This is a genomic window from Psychrobacter sp. Choline-02u-9 (assembly GCF_002836505.1).
GTDB lineage: Bacteria > Pseudomonadota > Gammaproteobacteria > Pseudomonadales > Moraxellaceae > Psychrobacter.
Genome location: NZ_PJBF01000058.1, coordinates 269874 through 288262 on the forward strand (window position 1 = coordinate 269874; position 18389 = coordinate 288262).

16 protein-coding genes, 1 tRNA gene and 1 other RNA gene are annotated in these 18389 nt (G+C 42.2%); 15 read left to right on the plus strand and 3 right to left on the minus strand.

All coding sequences use genetic code 11. The annotated features are described in order from the left end of the window. Positions 1–83 precede the first annotated feature (83 nt). Positions 84–1367, plus strand: coding sequence for an ammonium transporter (locus CXF69_RS11230; protein WP_102078874.1), 1284 nt, complete (start codon positions 84–86; stop codon positions 1365–1367). 10 nt (positions 1368–1377) lie between these two features. Continuing rightward, positions 1378–2028 (plus strand): hypothetical protein, encoded by a 651-nt coding sequence (locus CXF69_RS11235; protein ID WP_102078873.1) that lies wholly within the window; start codon positions 1378–1380, stop codon positions 2026–2028. A 155-nt stretch (positions 2029–2183) separates the two neighbouring features. Here CXF69_RS11235 and CXF69_RS11240 read toward each other — a convergent pair whose 3' ends face one another. Beyond that, entirely contained in the window at positions 2184–2939 is a 756-nt protein-coding gene (locus CXF69_RS11240) for a YidX family protein (protein WP_102078872.1), read from the minus strand. A 143-nt stretch (positions 2940–3082) separates the two neighbouring features. Continuing rightward, the gene (locus tag CXF69_RS11245; protein ID WP_025651631.1) at positions 3083–3550 is read right to left on the minus strand and encodes an Lrp/AsnC family transcriptional regulator; all 468 of its coding nucleotides are present in this window, start codon (positions 3548–3550) and stop codon (positions 3083–3085) included. A gap of 274 nt (positions 3551–3824) precedes the next feature. Here CXF69_RS11245 and CXF69_RS11250 point away from each other — a divergent pair, with 274 nt between their 5' ends. Further along, complete coding sequence (locus CXF69_RS11250) at positions 3825–4847, plus strand: EamA family transporter (RefSeq protein ID WP_228706781.1); 1023 nt, start codon at positions 3825–3827, stop codon at positions 4845–4847. Positions 4848–5000: 153 nt separating this feature from the next. Here CXF69_RS11250 and smpB read toward each other — a convergent pair whose 3' ends face one another. Beyond that, positions 5001–5477 (minus strand): SsrA-binding protein SmpB, encoded by a 477-nt coding sequence (smpB, locus tag CXF69_RS11255; RefSeq protein ID WP_057758370.1) that lies wholly within the window; start codon positions 5475–5477, stop codon positions 5001–5003. 251 nt (positions 5478–5728) lie between these two features. On the opposite strand from smpB, the gene coaD reads away from it, so the two are divergent. From coaD to CXF69_RS11315, 12 genes are all read left to right on the plus strand, one after another. Then, on the plus strand, positions 5729–6247 hold the full coding sequence (gene coaD, locus CXF69_RS11260) for a pantetheine-phosphate adenylyltransferase (RefSeq protein WP_102078894.1): 519 nt from the start codon (positions 5729–5731) through the stop codon (positions 6245–6247). Between the two features lie 245 nt (positions 6248–6492). Then, positions 6493–6741, plus strand: a complete 249-nt coding sequence (locus CXF69_RS11265) for a YfhL family 4Fe-4S dicluster ferredoxin (protein WP_058024492.1) — start codon at positions 6493–6495, stop codon at positions 6739–6741. 55 nt (positions 6742–6796) lie between these two features. Beyond that, positions 6797–8122: an adenosylmethionine--8-amino-7-oxononanoate transaminase gene (bioA, locus tag CXF69_RS11270; RefSeq protein ID WP_416375005.1), complete on the plus strand. Its 1326-nt coding sequence runs from the start codon at positions 6797–6799 to the stop codon at positions 8120–8122. Next, positions 8119–8835: a dethiobiotin synthase gene (gene bioD / locus CXF69_RS11275; protein WP_102078893.1), complete on the plus strand. Its 717-nt coding sequence runs from the start codon at positions 8119–8121 to the stop codon at positions 8833–8835. The genes bioA and bioD overlap by 4 nt, the downstream gene beginning before the upstream one ends. A 74-nt stretch (positions 8836–8909) precedes the next feature. Beyond that, positions 8910–9276: RNase P RNA component class A (rnpB, locus tag CXF69_RS11280), an RNA gene on the plus strand. A 121-nt stretch (positions 9277–9397) separates the two neighbouring features. Continuing rightward, a tRNA-Met gene (locus CXF69_RS11285) sits at positions 9398–9474 on the plus strand. Positions 9475–9700: 226 nt separating this feature from the next. Beyond that, positions 9701–10513, plus strand: a complete 813-nt coding sequence (locus tag CXF69_RS11290; protein WP_102083181.1) for an ABC transporter permease — start codon at positions 9701–9703, stop codon at positions 10511–10513. A 57-nt stretch (positions 10514–10570) separates the two neighbouring features. Beyond that, positions 10571–11242: an ABC transporter ATP-binding protein gene (locus tag CXF69_RS11295; RefSeq protein ID WP_102078774.1), complete on the plus strand. Its 672-nt coding sequence runs from the start codon at positions 10571–10573 to the stop codon at positions 11240–11242. A gap of 67 nt (positions 11243–11309) precedes the next feature. Beyond that, entirely contained in the window at positions 11310–12326 is a 1017-nt protein-coding gene (locus CXF69_RS11300) for a KpsE/RkpR family capsule polysaccharide export protein (RefSeq protein ID WP_228706782.1), read from the plus strand. Positions 12327–12381: 55 nt separating this feature from the next. After that, complete coding sequence (locus CXF69_RS11305) at positions 12382–14154, plus strand: polysaccharide biosynthesis/export family protein (RefSeq protein WP_102078776.1); 1773 nt, start codon at positions 12382–12384, stop codon at positions 14152–14154. A gap of 75 nt (positions 14155–14229) precedes the next feature. Beyond that, on the plus strand, positions 14230–16713 hold the full coding sequence (locus tag CXF69_RS11310) for a capsular polysaccharide biosynthesis protein (protein WP_228706783.1): 2484 nt from the start codon (positions 14230–14232) through the stop codon (positions 16711–16713). 145 nt (positions 16714–16858) lie between these two features. Next, the gene (locus CXF69_RS11315; RefSeq protein ID WP_180952664.1) at positions 16859–18100 is read left to right on the plus strand and encodes a capsule biosynthesis protein; all 1242 of its coding nucleotides are present in this window, start codon (positions 16859–16861) and stop codon (positions 18098–18100) included. Positions 18101–18389 lie beyond the last annotated feature (289 nt).

Genomic DNA, 18389 nt, shown 5'->3' on the forward strand with positions numbered 1-18389 from the left:
TGGACACGATAAAGACATTACCAAAACTATTAAAATCATCACTAAGTAATAGGCTGGTACTAAGTACAGTATTGTTTACAGCAATGGGTAGCGCGCAAGCTGCTGAGACTGATACATTGACCGTGGCGCAGCTGCTCGCATATCAAAATATCGCTTGGATTATCTGGGGCGGGGTATTGGTGTTCTTTATGCAGGCAGGTTTTGCGCTACTTGAGAGCGGATCGGTACGAGCGAAAAATGCGGTAAACGTGATGATGAAAAACTACACCGACATGTGTATCGGTGGTCTGGCGTTCTACTTGGTGGGTTTTGGACTGATGATGGGTACCAATCACTCCGGATTTGTCGGCACGGATCACTTTATGCCAGTCGCGTTGTCCAATATGGACTGGGCATTGATGTTTTTTCAGATGATGTTTGCAGCGACAGCGGTGACGATTGCTAGTGGTGCAATGGCAGAGCGAGTTTCCTTTATCGGCTATGCAGTGGCGGCATGTTTGATTTGTTTGTTCATTTACCCTGTATTTGCCAGTTGGGTATGGGGTGGTTACTTCGGCGGGACAGGCTGGCTAGCTGAGCTTGGCTTTATTGATTTTGCTGGGTCTACCGTCGTGCATTCTATCGGGGGCTGGTTGGCATTGGCAGGTATTTTGGTTATCGGCCCGAGATTAGGCCGCTTTGCCCCTGATGGCACGCCAAGACTCATTGCAGGGCACAACATGACGTTGCTAGCGCTAGGCGGATTTATCTTATGGTTCGGCTGGTTCGGCTTCAATGCTGGATCGACATTATCTATCACGGGCAATATTGGTCTAATCGCAGTCAATACTTTTGTCGCAGCAGTCAGTGCGGTGGTGAGTTATATGCTGATCTCCCGATCGCTCAACAAAGCCATTTTGCTGAGCGATAGTGTTAATGCCAGCTTGATTGGTCTCGTATCGATTACCGCAGGTTGCGCGACCACGACGCCTGTATTTGCCATTATTATCGGTGCGGTCGCTTCTGTGGTTTATATCCTATCGTCGCAAGCGCTATTAAAATTCAAGATAGACGATGTAGTATCGGCAGTAGCAGTACATGGCTTTGGCGGGGCATGGGGTACGCTCGCCGCAGGATTATTCTATACAGGAGATTTGTTTAACTTATCGCGGCTTGGCGTCCAAGCGATAGGCGTCGGCGTGGCGTTAGGCTGGGGATTGGGATTGGGGCTAGTGATGTATAAGCTTATCGATCTAAGCTTTGGGTTAAAAGCAAGCCGCTTACATGAGCAGCGTGGCCTTGATTATACCGAGCATGCAGAGCTTGGTTACCCTGAGTTCCAGAAGCAAATGTTTGATTCCAAGAGTTTAACTGAGCGGCATTTATAGGAGAGAGCTGATGAATATTGATACTCAATCCGTAGACCAAGCTGTGACTGCGATGGCAGAAGTGCTTGCCGATTATCTACATCCTGAAGAGGTGCGACTGCTTAAATCACAGTGGCAGCGATATTCAACGGTCTCTGTGAAAATGATGCAACAGTGCGTCTTGGATGCGACAAGGCGCTATCCTGAGCTGCAAGCTTATAAGTCTGATATTAGGAAAGGCTTTTGGGCTACGTTGCAAGCGGACAGTCAGCAGACAGTCGAGGCTAATAATCACAATGGTTATAATAGTCACAATAGCCACAATGAAACAGTCAAAGCGCCAGTCCCTGTCTCTGAGTTGGTTTTGGCATTTTATACTGTCATAGAAGCGCTGCGCAGTCAGCTATCAGAAACAGAAAGTCGTAACCTATTTCTAACTATGCACCAAACTGTTTCGCAAGAGCGCACCTTCAAAGGGCATAGTCTTAACATTAGTCAGTTTTTGGAGGACAATCGCCCGTCTGTACCTGATAATGAGCACCTGTTGAATAATTTGATGCAGCTGGCTTATGTATGCTTATGCGATGTTGCAGGCCCTGTCGAAGCAGATGAGATGATGTTTCGAGCGGCAGAGAAGGCGAAACAAAATTACCCGAAAACATTGGTCGAAAAGTTATTCTAAAATGTTGAGTGGGCACGTTACGGGTGGGTACGGAATACCTTTCGATAACGTGCCTTATATAAAAGGGCTTTTATAACGTAGCTGTCATGATGTAGCTTTCATAACGCACTTTGAAACTTGATACTATACGATGAGCGGTCTAGTAGTTTAACGATCTAATCTAATAACTGAAGCGGGAAAGTAACCACGTCAAAGGCGAGGGCAAAGGGTAGCAGTACTAACTTCTGTGCGCCATTTGGACCGCTACGAGTGACGATATCTTGCTGAGTCTGTGTATAGAAGCTTACCGTATAAGGTTTGGTCAATGCGCGATAGTTTGACTGAATTAACCCTAAGTTACTAACTTGCGGATAGATAGCACCTTTGACAGGCACGCTAAAACAAAAGCGCTGAGCATTGATACGTTGATCACTCGCTGAGGTGCACTCTTTACCGTTATTTTGCAAAAAGAACTGGTAGTCTGAGCGCCCAAACTCATCTTTTAATTTAGCATAAGACAGTTTCATCTCACCTTGGAAGTACCCATCGTTATCGGGTACATGAAAGCTCATGTCATTATCGACTTGGATGTTCTTTGGCGTCAGATTGGTGAGCAAATTGACCATTTCTGTGCCGCCTTGGGTCAGCACGTAGCTGTTCTTTTCACCGACGATCACCATGGTCGCATTTGGCGTTTTTGGCAATGCTTGCGCAGGACGACCAAAAGCCACGATTTGGTCTTCAGACAACACACTCTTAGTCGTGGTTGTGCTGACACGGTTATTGTCTTCTAACAATGAACTGGTGGCACAGCCTGAGCTGGCGAGCAATGCCGCGAGCGACGCCCCTGTTATCACTGTTTTAAAACTTAATGCTTTTAGTGCTGGATTATCACTTTCTTCTTTTTTAAGGGCACGGGTACTTTTAGTCATACTACGACTTCCTTGTCTACTGTCAATGGACTATTGAGGTGGCAATTATTGTTTACTGCCAGACTTTCGTTGATATCGTACCTTTTTTAGTAGTAACTTATCTACTTTTAATTAACTCAATAAACCAATGCTTGTTGAGATTGCTAATCAAGCAAAATCTTTGTCCCACTTTTAGTAAAATTCATCACAAATTGGCTTTTAAAGTTGCGTACATTGTTCTCATAGGTGAGCAGACCAGTCGTGAATCGATGATAATCGCTCATATTTCTGGCATTGACCATCAACATAAAATCCGCATCACCGGACACTTCATAGCAGCTCATCACTTGTGGCTGCGCATTCATCAAGCGCTCAAATCGATGTTGCATCGAGGTATTTGAGCGCGCCATCTCTATCATTACCACGGCAGTCAGGCCGTAGCCAACCTTATTTGGATCCACGATAGCGACTTGCTTGGTAATGACGCCATTGCTTATTAATGCTTGGATGCGGCGTTGGGCAGTAGCGATAGACACATGCACTTGTTCTGCCACCGTTTTTAATGGCAAGGTCGCATCATCTTGTAGCAAATTTAAAATCGCTTTATCGATATCATCTAAAATTTGGCTCATTGTATGCTCTCTTCTAAAAAGTATTTTTGTTAAAGATTTTTATAATTATTATCACTATAAGTCAAAATTTAAGAAAATATTTGGTTTTAAGAGTCATAAAAGATAAATTTATTTATAAATAGCTTTATTTGGAGATAATTTATCAATATCGTTCAGTAAAATAGACACCACTAATCAAAGCTTGGCAAACAAAGCCTAGTAATCAAAGCTTAGCCATAATAAATACAGGCTAATAGCGGGTTTTCTAAAATCTATTTACATGTACGGTGTCTTTATGTCTATCTTAATGCTATCTAACGTATTCGCTAATACACTCGCAACGACTGTTTCGCGCTTGCCACTGGCTACTATCTGGACAGCAGGCAGCACACAGCAACGTACGTTAATCATGGGCGTGGCCTTAGCAGTATTGTCGAATTTGTTGTTTGGCGTACTTTATGCTTACAGCAGCTTTTTAGCGCCATTGTCAGGTACGCAAGTCTTTATCTGGCGCATGCTCGCGATGTGGGCAGCTTTGGTCGGATACTTAATGGTCAGTGGGCGTCTGGGATTGCACATCGATAAATTAAAAGTGCTCAAAGGCGCTAAGCAGTGGGCTTGGCTGCTATTACCTACGCCAATATTCCTTAGCCAGTTTTGGTTATTTATGTGGGCGCCAGTGAATGGGCAAGGTGTGCAAACCGCGATGGGATACTTCTTATTCCCGTTAATGATGGTAGTGTTTGGTTGTGTCCTCTTTGGCGAAAAACTAAGCCGTTTGCAATGGTTGGCAGTGGCCTTTGCTGCATTGGGCGTGGGTAGCGAAATTATCCGTACGCAAAGTGTCTCTTGGGCGACGCTATGGGTATGCGGTACGTATCCTGTTTACTACATTTTACGCCGACTGCAGGGAATTGGCGCAGTAACTGGATTATTGGTTGATTTAACGATATTTGCGCTCTTTGCGCTGGCTTACTTGTTCTTCTTTGCCCCAAGCAGTTTGACATTGGTTAGCGGCTCTGGTTTCTTCATCATGATGCTAGTAGGTTTAGGTGTGCTCAGTGTCTTGGCGATGAAGACCAATATTGATGCCAGTCAAATGCTACCCGTCAATGTCTATGGCATGATGAGCTATTTGGAGCCAGCGTTGCTATTTATCTTGGCAGTGACCGTACTAGGCAACCCATTTGAGTCAGCGATGATCTATAGCTATGGTCTGATTTGGTTAGGTATTGCGTGTTTGATTGCTCATGGTGTTAAGCAATTACGTCAGGCTAGTAGAAAGACAGCATTGTCTCTAGAAGAGCAAGTGGCATAAAAGGTCGCTGGTTGAATATTATAAAACTACTACTTTACAAAGCCTATTTTTGCCAACTAACGTTTAAAATGATTTTTATAAAATGTGATAGACAACAAAAAGGACGGCTCAGTAAATATTGAACCGTCCTTTTTGATATAGATTAAATAACGCTTAATCTAAATGCTGTTTGAAACCACGCTGCTTATCACGTTCCCAGTCACGATCTTTTAGCGTTTTACGTTTGTCATGCTGCTTTTTACCCAAGGCTAGGCCAATTTGGCACTTCACCAGTGAGTTTTTCCAGTAGCAAGATAGCGGTACGCAGGCGTAGCCTTTCTGGTTGATTGCCCCAGATAACTTTTCGATCTCACGACGGTTTAGCAGCAGCTTGCGGGTACGAATACTGTCTGGACTAACGTGCGTTGAGCTCGATAGCAATGGCTGAATGTGCGCCCCAAACAAGAAAGCTTCGTTATTGCGGAATATGACGTACGCTTCAGTAATCGTCATTTTTCCTGCACGAATGGCTTTTACTTCCCAACCTTGTAATGCTAGTCCTGCCTCAAAGGTTTCTTCGATAAAATACTCATGACGCGCCTTTTTATTGGCGCAAATCTGATTATCTGGCTTTTTTGATTTTTTTGACATAATTTCTCCATAAGGATGACCTAAGACACAGGCTCCTTATTTAATCAGTCCCACTAATTCCTCATCCTAATCCAATAACTAGTCTTGTTTTTTATTTCGATTATGAGATGGATGAGTCGAACTGCCTATTGTATCAAAGCCTCTGATGAAAAGGTAAATCAGCTGTTAGGACAAATGTAGCAGATAAGTATTAAGTTTGAGCAAAATTTGCTAGCATATGGCCTAATATCACCGATTATATCAGTCATGCTATGAGCCACTCTATTTCTCCCAATTCCTCAAAGCTACATACCAAAATTCTATACCCTGGTACCTTTGATCCTATTACCAACGGTCATGTAGATTTGGTCACACGTGCCGTCAAGCTATTTGATGAGGTCGTTATCGCGGTTGCCTCAGGCCACCATAAAAAACCCTTGTTTAATTTTGAAGAGCGCGTTGCTTTGGTCGAAACCGTATTTGCTGACTTACCGCAAGTATCTGTCATTGGTTTTGAAGGGCTGCTTGTTGACTTTATGCGTGAAAAAAACGCCACGGCAGTTTTGCGTGGCTTGCGTGCGATGTCAGATTTTGAGTATGAGTTTCAGCTAGCCAATATGAATCGTGAGCTTGATGAAAACTTTGAGGCAGTGTTCTTGACCCCATCTCAAAATTACTCATTTATCTCATCTACCATGATTCGCGAAATTGCCAAGCTTGGTGGTGACGTCAATAAATTCGTTCCACCCTGTGTTTTGCAAGCATTTGACAAAAAGTTAAATATTAAATAAAAGATGTTGCATCAAAGATATGCTGCTAGCACTTGCTAAAATAGTAAGGAGCAGCCATATAGGAATAGGGCATGTCCCTATTTTAAAAATAGTGATAAAAATTAGATGAATCGTAGGCAAGATCGAGATATTGACCAGTTATTTGACGCCGTTTTTCAAAGATTTAGCCATTTTTAGCCCATTTAGTGATAAACGTTTGAATTAGGGACAAGCCCTAATACGAGCAAAAATATAAGGAGCAGTTTATGGCGCTATTAATCACTGATGAGTGCATTAACTGTGATGTGTGTGAGCCTGCCTGTCCAAATGAGGCCATCTCAGAAGGCGACGATATTTATGTCATTGATCCAGATCTATGCACAGAATGTGTCGGGCATTTTGACGAGCCGCAATGCGTGGTGATTTGTCCCGTCGATTGTATCCCTCATGATCCCAATCATGTCGAGACAGAAAATGATTTATTAGCCAAATACAAGCGTATTACTGGTCAATAAAATCTTGATAAGCGATTGATGACGTTTGGGTTTACAACGTTTTAGGGACAATATAATGACCACAAAAACAATGACAACCAAATCTATGCAAGTAGCCAGTGACTTCGATCAGCAACATCTTTGGCACCCTTATGCCAGCCTGCCACCCACTTATTATAATATCGTAATCGATCGCGCTGAAGGTATTTATATCATCACCGAAGATGGCAGGCGCCTGATCGATGGTATGTCATCCTGGTGGGCGAGCGTTCATGGTTATAACCATCCAAAACTGAATGAAGCATTGACTAAGCAATTGGGTAAAATGGCGCATGTCATGTTTGGTGGATTGACTCATCAGCCAGCGATAGATCTGGGCAAAAAACTGCTCGACATTGTCCCTACTGGACTTGATGCAATTTTTTATGCGGACAGTGGCAGTATTGCGGTAGAAGTGGCGCTAAAAATGGGGTTGCAATATCAAGTAGCTGCCAAGCGTCCAACCAAGCAACAATTTGCATCAACCCATTCAGGGTATTACGGAGACACGTGGCATGCGATGAGTGTCTGTGACCCTGTTAATGGTATGCACAGCCTATATGGCAAGCAGTTACCGATGCAGCATTTCGTCCCTGCGCCGCCCATTGGCTTTGATCGCGCATTGACAGTAGATGAACGTGAGACGCTGGCTCAGTTTTTTGTAGAGTATGGTGAGCAGCTGGCGGGTTTTATCATTGAGCCAATTATTCAGGGTGCAGGCGGGATGCGTTTTTATAGTCCTGAATATCTGCAATTGCTGCGTCAACTGTGCGATGAGCATGATGTACTATTGATTGCAGATGAAATCGCTACTGGGTTTGGCCGTAGTGGTAAATTGTTTGCGTGTGAACATGCTGGCATCAGACCTGATATCATGACTATTGGCAAGGCGCTAACGGGTGGCTATATGACTTTTGCCGCAACGTTATGTACCCGCAAAATTGCCGATACCATTCATAATAGTGACTATCCAGCCCTTATGCATGGCCCAACCTTTATGGGCAATCCACTGGCTTGTGCAGTTGCGTGTGCATCGATTGATTTGATTATGTCTTATGATATTGAAGCGCGTACCGCAAACATGCAGACTATTATGGAACAGCAGTTAGCGCCTGCTGCGTTATTAGACGGTGTTGTCGAGGTACGTTGTTTGGGTGCAGTCGCCGTCATTGAGTTGCATGAAGCAGTCGATATGCCTACATTTCAGTCTTTATTGATTGATAATGGTATCTGGGTCAGACCATTTGGTAAGCTGGTATATATCATGCCACCCTACGTGATTACTGATGATGAGCTGACTACCTTATGCCAATCACTGCTAAAAGTAGTGCGTACGTATTTAGAAAACCGAGGTCAACCATGAGTGTTTTATTTGTTTCTGGTATCGATACCGATATTGGTAAAACCTATGCTACTGGACTGCTTGCCAAAGCGCTTATGCAACAAGGTGTGAGTGTCATTACTCAAAAGCTAGTACAGACGGGTGTATCGATCAATTTAGATAATGGTGAGATGAATATCGCTGATGATATCATTACTCATCGTCAACTTATGGACATTTCTTTACAGCCATGTGATCTCGATTTTACGACTTGTACTCATCGTTATAAGAAGCCAGCGTCTCCTCATCTGGCTACTAAATTATCAGGGGAAACACTTGATCCTGATATGATTACTAACGCTACCAAGCGACTGCAATCTGAGTATGAGCTGGTACTACTAGAAGGTGCAGGTGGTTTGCTTGTGCCGATTACAGAGAATCTACTCACATTAGACTATATTGCTGAGCAAGGCTGTCCAGTTATTTTGGTCACCTCTGGTCGATTGGGCAGCATCAATCATACTTTGCTGAGTTTAGAAGCTATAAAATCGCGCGGATTAATAGTACATAGTGTAATTTATAATCATATTCATGATGATGCTGAGCAAACGGATACTGAGATCGCAAATAGTACCATTGATTTCTTGCAAACGTATTTTGCTCATAATTATCCCAAAGCGCATTGGCTACAAATACCATATCTAAAAGATAATCTGGTCGGTAATATTGAAGCACTGCCAGCAAATTTTGTTTAGCCTATTTATGTTGTCCACAAAAATAAATCCAAAAGACATGCGCAGGCAGTCATAAGTTTGCTATACTAGCGCGCTTGGTAGACTAGGCGATCGCCGCTGCACACTGGCAACAGATGAGCAGGGGAGGAAAGTCCGGGCTACATAGGGCAGCGTGCCAGCTAACGGCTGGGCAGGGTAACTTGACGACCAGTGCAGCAGAGAGTAGACCGCCTTTAGTACCTTAGGGTATCATCGGTAAGGGTGAAAGGGTGCGGTAAGAGCGCACCGCGTGAATGGCAACATCTCACGGCATGGTAAACTCCACGCGTAGCAAGACCAAATAGGCATCGGCATGGCGCGGCCCGCGTTCGATGCGGGTAGGTTGCTTGAGCGTATTAGCGATGATACGCCTAGAGGAATGATCGTCCACGACAGAACCCGGCTTATCGGTTTACCAAACCTTTTTTATTGTTTGTTATAGTAATAGTTGCAATTAATCTGAATTAAATTCATTTTTTTGCAAAAAATGCTTATTAGGGGTTGACGGCAGTCAACAGCTTGGGCATAATGTGCAGCCTAAAACGGCGATGTAGCTCAGCTGGTTAGAGCGCATGACTCATAATCGTGAGGTCAAGAGTTCAAGTCTCTTCATCGCCACCATATATAGCAGTACGAAAAAAACCAATCTATCGAGATTGGTTTTTTTTTGCCTAAAATAAGTGGTTTTATAAACTAGAAGCAATTGATAGATAGCGTTTTAGGTGTGATTTACTTACAGATTTCTTACTAAATCATAGGTTTATCAGGATATGTACAGATTAATTCTTGTAACTTATGTCGCGCTTACTTATCATAGGGGCTGTTTTCGGTAAAGTCCTGTAACGCCATGTCTATACAATTACCTCCTTATCGTCCTGTTCAGCATCGTAGTGGCCTTAAAGTCATGGGTGCCGCATTTCATGCTTTACTAATGCGTGAGCTCCAAACGCGCTTCGGCGGCTATCGCTTGGGCTATCTATGGGCGCCACTTGAGGTTCTTTTTCAGATATTAATTTTTTTAGTAATTTTTGGGGCTATTCGTGAGCGCTTAGTACCAGGGATGAATTTTTCATTATTCTTAGTGGCAGGCATGGTGCCTTTTCGTATGTTCCAAAAGATGGCAACGAGAGCGCTAGGTGCTGTCGAAGGTAATCGTGGCTTGCTTATATATAGAGCAATTCGGCATATAGATGTTATTATTGCTCGCTCATTTCTTGAACTTATTATTTATTTTTTTACTTTTATCTTATTATTAGCTGGATTGTCTTTTTTCGGTATATTTCCAAGTCTAGGTAACTTACATATTGTTATTTTTTGCTGGATAACACTTTTTTTATTTGGATTTGGCACAGCGCTTATTATGATGGTTGTTGGACATTATGGTGGTGAGATATCTAAAGTAATAACAATATTTTTTACAATTCTATATTTTACTTCAGGTGTTATTTTCCCTTTACTTATTGTTCCAGAACCTTATTTTAGTTATTTGTTATATAATCCATTAGTGCACAATTTGGAGCTTATAAAACACTCTCTAGCCCCAAATTATCCCTCCTATCACATTGATATAGGTTATTTTTTAGAGTGGACAATTGGTATAAATTTTTTAGGGCTTCTGATGTATAAAGCAGTTGAAAAAGATCTGATACGTTCTAAGTAAGTAGATTGAAATTTAATCGATATTTTATTCATGTTATTGATAATTTATGGTAAATAAATGATTGAAGTTAAGAATGTTTCAAAGTCATTTATGACTACAAAAGGTCGGCATTATCTGTTTAAAGACTTGAATCTAACCATTGGTGATAAGCAAAGTGTTGGTTTGTTAGGTCGTAACGGTGCGGGCAAGTCAACCTTGCTACGTATTATATGTGGCCTTGATGAGCCAGACCACGGTGAAATTATTAGCGACTCAACCATCTCTTGGCCAGTAGGGGTGGCAGGTGGTTTTCAAGGGAGTTTGACCGGTCGTCAAAACGTACGTTTTGTTTGTCGTCTTTATTCAAGCGGTCCTTATATCGACGAAAAAATTCGTTTTGTAGAAGAGTTTGCAGATATCGGTAAGTATTTCGATATGCCTGTACGTAGTTACTCATCTGGTATGAAGTCAAGGCTTGTCTTTGGATTAAGTTTAGCTTTTGATTTTGATTACTATATGCTTGATGAAGTGGGTGCTGTTGGTGATGCAGCCTTCAAAAAAAGATCAAGAGAGATTTTGAAGGCTCGAAAAGAAACGTCTGGAGTACTAATGGTATCTCACAGTTTAAAAGATATAACTGCAAGCTGCGACATTGGTATTGTATTAATGGATCAGACAGCACATGTGTTTGATGATATAACAGAAGCGATTAAAGTTTATGAAAAGCATGTCCACAAAGCAAAAAAATAACATACTCAATTTTTCGCTTTTCATCGGCTTAGTGATTTTGCCTTGGGTGTTGGTGATATTCTATGTCATGACTATAGCCCACCCAAGATTTGTTTCTACTGCAGATGTAGTGGTTAAGCAGGTTAGCGAGTCTAGCGTACCATCTGGTGGTGGTATATCAGCTCTATTGGGCGTTAATAGTACCAGTAAAGAAGATGCGACCTATTTGACAGAGTATATTTTGTCGAATGATATGGTGAAGCGACTCGATAATAAGTTTAAATTTCGTGAAGCTTACCATGTTGATGGTTCAGACCCTATTTATGAAATCGATCCTGATGCGACTCAGGAAGATTTGCTCGAATACTTCAAGAAACGGGTTCACATTGATCTCGATGAGCAGAGCTATGTGCTTTCGGTATCAACAGAAGGCTTTGACTCAAAGTATGCTTTTGAGCTGAACAAAGCTATCTTGGGAGAGTCTGAACAGTTCGTAAACCGTATTTCGCAAGAAGTAGCTCGTGATCAATTAGCGTTTGCAGAAACTCAGTTAAATGAATCAGAAGAGCGCCTAAATGATGCCAAAGAGCAGCTATTAAACTATCAGAACGAAAACGAAATCTATGATCCACAGGCCAATGCACAGATCGTCAATCAGTTAATTGGTAGCTTACAAGCACAATTAAGCTCGTTGCGTACCGAAGAGCGCCAGTTACTCAGTTATCTAAATCCAGATGCGCCGCAAGTGGTTTCACTAAGAAGCCAGATAAAGGCCGTTGAAGAGCAAATCACTCAAGAACAAACCAAATTGACCTCGCCAAATACAACCAAGTTGAACCGTCAAGCGGTACAGTTTGAGACCATCAAGGCAGATGTGGATTTTGCTACCGAATTGTATAAATTGTCGTTGTCATCGCTTGAAAAATCAAGACTAGAAGCATTCAAGAAAATGAAAAACTTGATTGTGATCTCAACGCCCTACGAAGCTGAAGATGCAACTTATCCGCGCCAAGCGTATCTTATTTGGACATCGCTTGCGTTGCTCTTAATGCTATACGGATTTGTACGTTTGGTAATGGCAGTTGTCCGTGATCACCGTAGCTAATCTTGAAAAACCAGATATCAGTAATGATCGATAGATCAGGAAGGGAATATAACTCATGAATATGAAACCACGTTCTATCGTGATAGCGACAAGTTTGGCAATGGCGGCGACTAGTATGTCTGCAACAGCTGCAAGCAGTTATGCAGATCAAATATCAGGTTCAGGCTTTGGCACAAGCAGTAATAACATGAGTCAATCTCAGAACCAGAGCAATATTAACGTGTCTACCCAAGCATTTGCTGGGGCAGTACCAGGGCAAGCAACAACCCAAGAAGCGGTTAACGCAGCAAGCTTACCAAGTCAGTCAGTTATTAATACCACGCGTCCTTATCAAGATATTAAAACTCAAGATATGATGTTCGGTGAGCAATTGTTCCGTGGGGCATTTTCGACGACTTCAGGCTCTACCTTTAATGACAGTTATGTGATTAACCCTGGCGATAACGTCCAAGTAAGAATGTGGGGCGCTTACCAGTATGCTGCTACCATGACCGTCGATCCACAAGGTAATATTTTCTTACCGAACGTTGGACCAGTCCGCGTCTCTGGTGTGCAAAATGGCAGCTTACAAAACGTGGTCAAAAATGCTGTCAGTCGTATCTACCGCTCGAATGTAGGGGTTTATGCTTCATTAGAGCAGGCGCAACCAGTTAAAGTATTCGTCACAGGTTTTGTTAAACAACCAGGCTATTACGGTGGTCTAGCAGCAGACTCGGTATTGTCTTATTTAGATAGAGCAGGCGGCGTTGACCCAACGCGCGGTAGTTATATCGATATCCAAATCAAACGTAATGGTCAAATGCTACAGCAAGTCAATTTATATGACTTTTTGTTAGCAGGTAAATTACAGGCATTTTCATTCCGTGATGGTGATGTCATCACCGTGGCACCACAGAAAAAGACATTTGTGGTAAGCGGTCAAGTTCAAAACGAATATACCTTTGAATTTGATGTGAATGATCTGACTATTGGCGATGTGTTGCAAGTGTCTAATCCAGCAGCTAATGCTACTAATGTCAGCATTACTCGCAGTGCAGGACGTGCACAAACGGCGGAGTACTACTCATTAAGTGAAGCACAAAACGTTCCCGTCTATAACGGCGATCAAATGGTAGTAACGTCAGATCGTTACGCAGGTACCATCGCGGTGCAGGTAAAAGGTGCACATACTGGTAATGGTGCAATGGTTGTGCCATATGGCGCGCGTCTAAAAGATATCGTGCCACAATTACAGCCAAGTCCACTGGCTAAATTAACGCATCTAACCATCTATCGCGAATCTGTTGCTGAGCAACAAAAACGCATGATTAACGAGTCACTCGACCGTCTAGAAGAACTAACGCTTGCCACTCAGTCAACGACTCGTGAAGAAGCCGCATTGCGTCAAGATGATGCAGCATTGGTTAAGCAGTTCGTTGCCAAAGCTCGCAATGTTCAGACGGATGGTCAAATCGTCGTTGTGCCAAATTCGTGGCAGGATATTATTCTGCAACAAGGCGACATTATTGAAATACCAGCACAAACGTCAGTCATTACAGTCAATGGTCAAGTACGAGCACAAGGGGCACTTACCTTTAATCCTGACTATACCGTCGGCGATTATGTGGCTAACTCTGGTGGTTTCTCTGATAACGCTGATACAAAAGATATCTTAATTATTCATCAAAATGGGGCGAGCCAAGTGGTCAATACTGCGTATCGTATCCAGCAGGGTGACGAGATTATGGTATTACCGAAAGTTAAAACTAAGCGTGTGGAGATTGCGCGCGGTCTATCACAGATTGTTTATCAGTTAGCAATTGCTGCCAAGGTAGTTCTAGACCTATAACGGTTAGCCATTCATAACTTAACGATGACTGTTGAATAGATTTAACTAAAATTAACGAGTGAAGGTATTAAAGGTATGGCAAAAGAAGTAGCGAATGAAGTCAAGGTATCTACTATGTCTACCTCTGATCATGCGCTACTTTCGCCATCGTCACAGTACCAATCACCAAAGCAACTGGCAGTAGTTGGTAAAGGTATGTGTCGCAATAACTTGCTACTCTCGCAAGTGTTGCAAGCTGATATCCAGCGCTGGTATCCGTGGTCAGGCTTGCAACAAAGCCTGATAAATCACAAGAAAAAATCACAACCTGAGGCATTTATTGGATGGGGACACAAGAAAAGCTTTCAACGAGCTGATAAAGCTGCCACCCGTCAGAATGTGAATGCTTTCAGTATTGAAGATGGATTTTTGCGTTCATTAGATTCAGGTATTAATAGTCGCCACGGTTTGAGTGTGGTTATCGATGACGTTGGTATCTACTTTGATATGACGCATCACTCGCGCCTCGAGCAGTTGATTGTTGAGCGCACCAAGAGTACTAGCAATGATCGCGCAGCAGACGAGGCACGTGCTCATCATCTGATGACACGTATATGCGAAGAAAAACTGAGTAAATATAATTCCATAATCGATTGTCCGTCGTTGGACAAATTGATTAATGAAGAAAATATTAACGAAAAAGAAAGTGTTTCACCATTACATATCTTGTTGATTGATCAGGTAGCGGGTGATGCCTCTGTTAAAGGTGCTGGTGCGAATAAACGTCAATTTAAGAAGATGCTAAAATCTGCATGCCACAACCATCCTAACGCCCATATTTGGATAAAGGCTCATCCTGCGTCAAAATCAGGCTACTTATCCAACTTAAAACTGCCTAAAAACGTTAGGCTATTGACTGAATCTCTCAATCCTATTGAACTGCTTAAGCAAGTAAGTGATGTCTATACCGTCAGCTCACATATGGGCTTTGAAGCATTAATGCTAGGTAAAAAAGTACATTGCTTTGGAGTCAGCTGGTATAGCGGATGGGGGCTGACCGATGACACTAATGCACCTAAAAACTTACTTAAAGCAGTTGAGAAACGTCGTTTAGAGTCAGCTGAGATACTTCTCAGTAATAGAGATTTGTCAAACTCAGCAATGTTTCCTGCCACGTCACATAAGACGCTTGAAACGTCATTAGAAACATTATTTTATAGTGCTTATATTGATTACAGTCGTTATGTAGACCCAGCAACGAAACAAGCTTGTGATATTGATGCAGCCATCGAATGGCTAGTGACCAATCGGCGATGGCAAGCGCGCCTTGAAGGCGATTTGACGATATATGAATTTAGTCGTTGGAAGCTGCCATTTGTCAAAGCCTTTATAGACCTACCGCGTACGACATTATTCGTTAAACCAAAACCGCGTCTAAAAAATCTTCTACATCCAGACCATTTCCGTGTCAATTTCAGCCAGCCTTTATTGGTATGGGGTTTGGCCAAACGTCAGCAAGTACAGAAGAAGCTACAGAGTAAACTTGCTGAACAAAGCTCGGACATGCCAGCTATTTATTGTATGGAAGATGGGTTTATCCGATCAAATGGTTTAGGTGCTACTTTACTCGCACCACTGTCTGTTGTCATAGACAAACAAGGTATTTATTACGATGCGACCCAGCCTTCAGACTTAGAAACATTGCTGCAAAATTGTCAGCCATTAAGTTCTGAACAGCGTCTTCGCGTAAACAAACTGCAAGACAAACTGCTGAATCAGCGGGTAAGTAAATACAATGTTGGGGTTGGTATAGATGTTTCTAGTATTCAAAATAATTCGTGGATGCAGGATGCCAAAATATCTGGGAGACGACGTGTTCTTATTATCGGTCAGGTAGAGGACGATTTGTCAGTACAGTACTGCGGTTCCACAATAAAGACAAACAGTGGTTTGATCGAACGTGTACGACAAGATAACCCAGACGCTTATTTGATTTATAAGCCGCATCCTGATGTTGAGGCAGGACTGCGAGCAGGTAAAGTATCAGAAGCTCGTCTACAACAAGTTCAAGCGGTTGCCTACGATACTGCCATGCCTGATTGTTTAGAATGGGTGGATGAGGTTCATACGATCAGCTCACTGACTGGTTTTGAAGCGTTGCTGCGTGGATTGGACGTCACCTGCTATGGTTTACCATTTTATGCAGGTTGGGGGTTGACCACAGATATTGACGGGCAGTCGCTACCGAAATATACCTATCTAAAAAGGCGTCAACGAGATATACCTTTGACTCTTGAGCAGCTAATATATGGCGCGCTTATATGTTACCCGTTGTATCGTCTGCCTGATGGCTATGGATTAGCACAAGTAGAACAGGTGATCGATTATTTATACCCTCTCAAAGACTCGCATCTGCTTGCGAATAGTGAAGAATCGCAATCTGAAATGGCTAGTACTTCAAATAGTTCAGCTAAGACTGTGAACTCGTCTTTATCTACAAAGTTTAAACGTCACGCGACCACACGTTTTATGCAGCAGCGTCACCAGTGGCAACAGAAATTGCGTAAAATGTCTCGTTAATTTATTAGAGTAGCACCGTATAATTGCATTGCGACAAATAGATGCTTTTTCGGTATAATCACTTTTACGCTATGTGTTTTCACACGGTTGCACGACCTTTCTCATTTTTATTTCTTATTTTCTCATTTAATGGTAGCCCTGTATTATGGCAGCTTCGATGTCTCACTTGCTTACTCATCGACATGTCTTGCTACTACAAGGGAAAATGGGTGGGTTTTTTAATCGCTTTTCGTCATTCTTGCAAACTCAAGATATTAAAGTAAGTAAAATCAATTTTAATGCAGGCGATGCCTTTTTTTATCATCACGACAATACCTACGAATATACCAATACATTAGCGCAATTTTCCTCTTGGTTGCAGGCGTTCATTAAAGAAAATGCCATTGATGCGATTGTATGCTTTGGCGATTGTCGACCGCATCATACTCAAGCAGCGTGTATCAGTGAGAAGCTAGGTATTTCATTTTTTGTCTTTGAAGAAGGGTACTTGCGTCCTGATTACATTACCTTACAAGAGCATGGGATTAATGGCTATTCACGTCTAAACACTGCTGAGATTAAAGCACTTAAGAAAGCCAATGATCAGCCTTTATACACACATAATCGATTTTATCGCTTAAGTATCGCGGCCATCGTCTATTACATCATTGCTTGGCTTTATAAAAGTCGTTATCCACATTATTCGCATTATCGTGGTATGACCGCTTGGCAAGAGGCCATCGCTTGGTTAAAAGCACCGTGGCGGAAGCTACGAGGATATTTGCCAGATAAACAATTGCAAAATAGACTGATCAAGCAAGAAAGTAACAATTACTTTTTGATTAGTTTGCAAGTGCATAATGACTCACAGATTACCCATCATAGTGATTATCGTGATGTGGTACAGTTCATTGATGAGTCTATCGCAAGCTTTGCAAAATTTGCTAAGCAAAAACAGTTACTTGTGTTTAAGCATCATCCATTGGATCGTGGTCATAGAGACTATCGGGAGCTGGTAGCTAGCCTAGCTGAGCGCTATCAAGTGTCTCATCGTGTTTTCTATGGTTGTGATATGCACCTGCCAACTTTGATGAAATATAGTATTGGCATGGTGACTATTAACAGTACGACAGGCTTGCAGTCGGTTTATCATAAGAAACCTACTAAGGTTATGGGTCGTGCAATTTACGATATTCCTAAGCTAACAGATCAAAAGCCGCTTGATGATTTTTGGCAGCAGCCTAAGGGCCCAGATAATGAATTTTATTTGAGATTTCGTGAGTACTTGATAGAGCAAACTCAAATAAATGGTGCTTTTTATGGCAGATCGCCATGGATGTATAAGTATCTGTACCAAAATGGCAGTGAAACTACAGACGTAGATATGTCTAAAACCAATTTACCCTAGTCATTTATTCGCTTTTGTTTCTAAGAAGTCATAGTAATTATAATAGTATCTATATAAAGAAACGAAGTTCAACAAGTGTAACGATTGTTGCGTTATCCTTTTTTAGCTTGTCATTTCATCTGTAAGTCACATCTCTTCTAACAAAATCGCCTTACTTTGCAGTGGAAAACTGCTAGAATACTCTTTTATGTCTACGCATAAGAGTTAATGTGCTTGGCTATAGGTTTTAGACGGTGGTATTAGCCAAATTGGCTTGTTATAACGGTTAACCTTGAAAGAAGTACAAGCA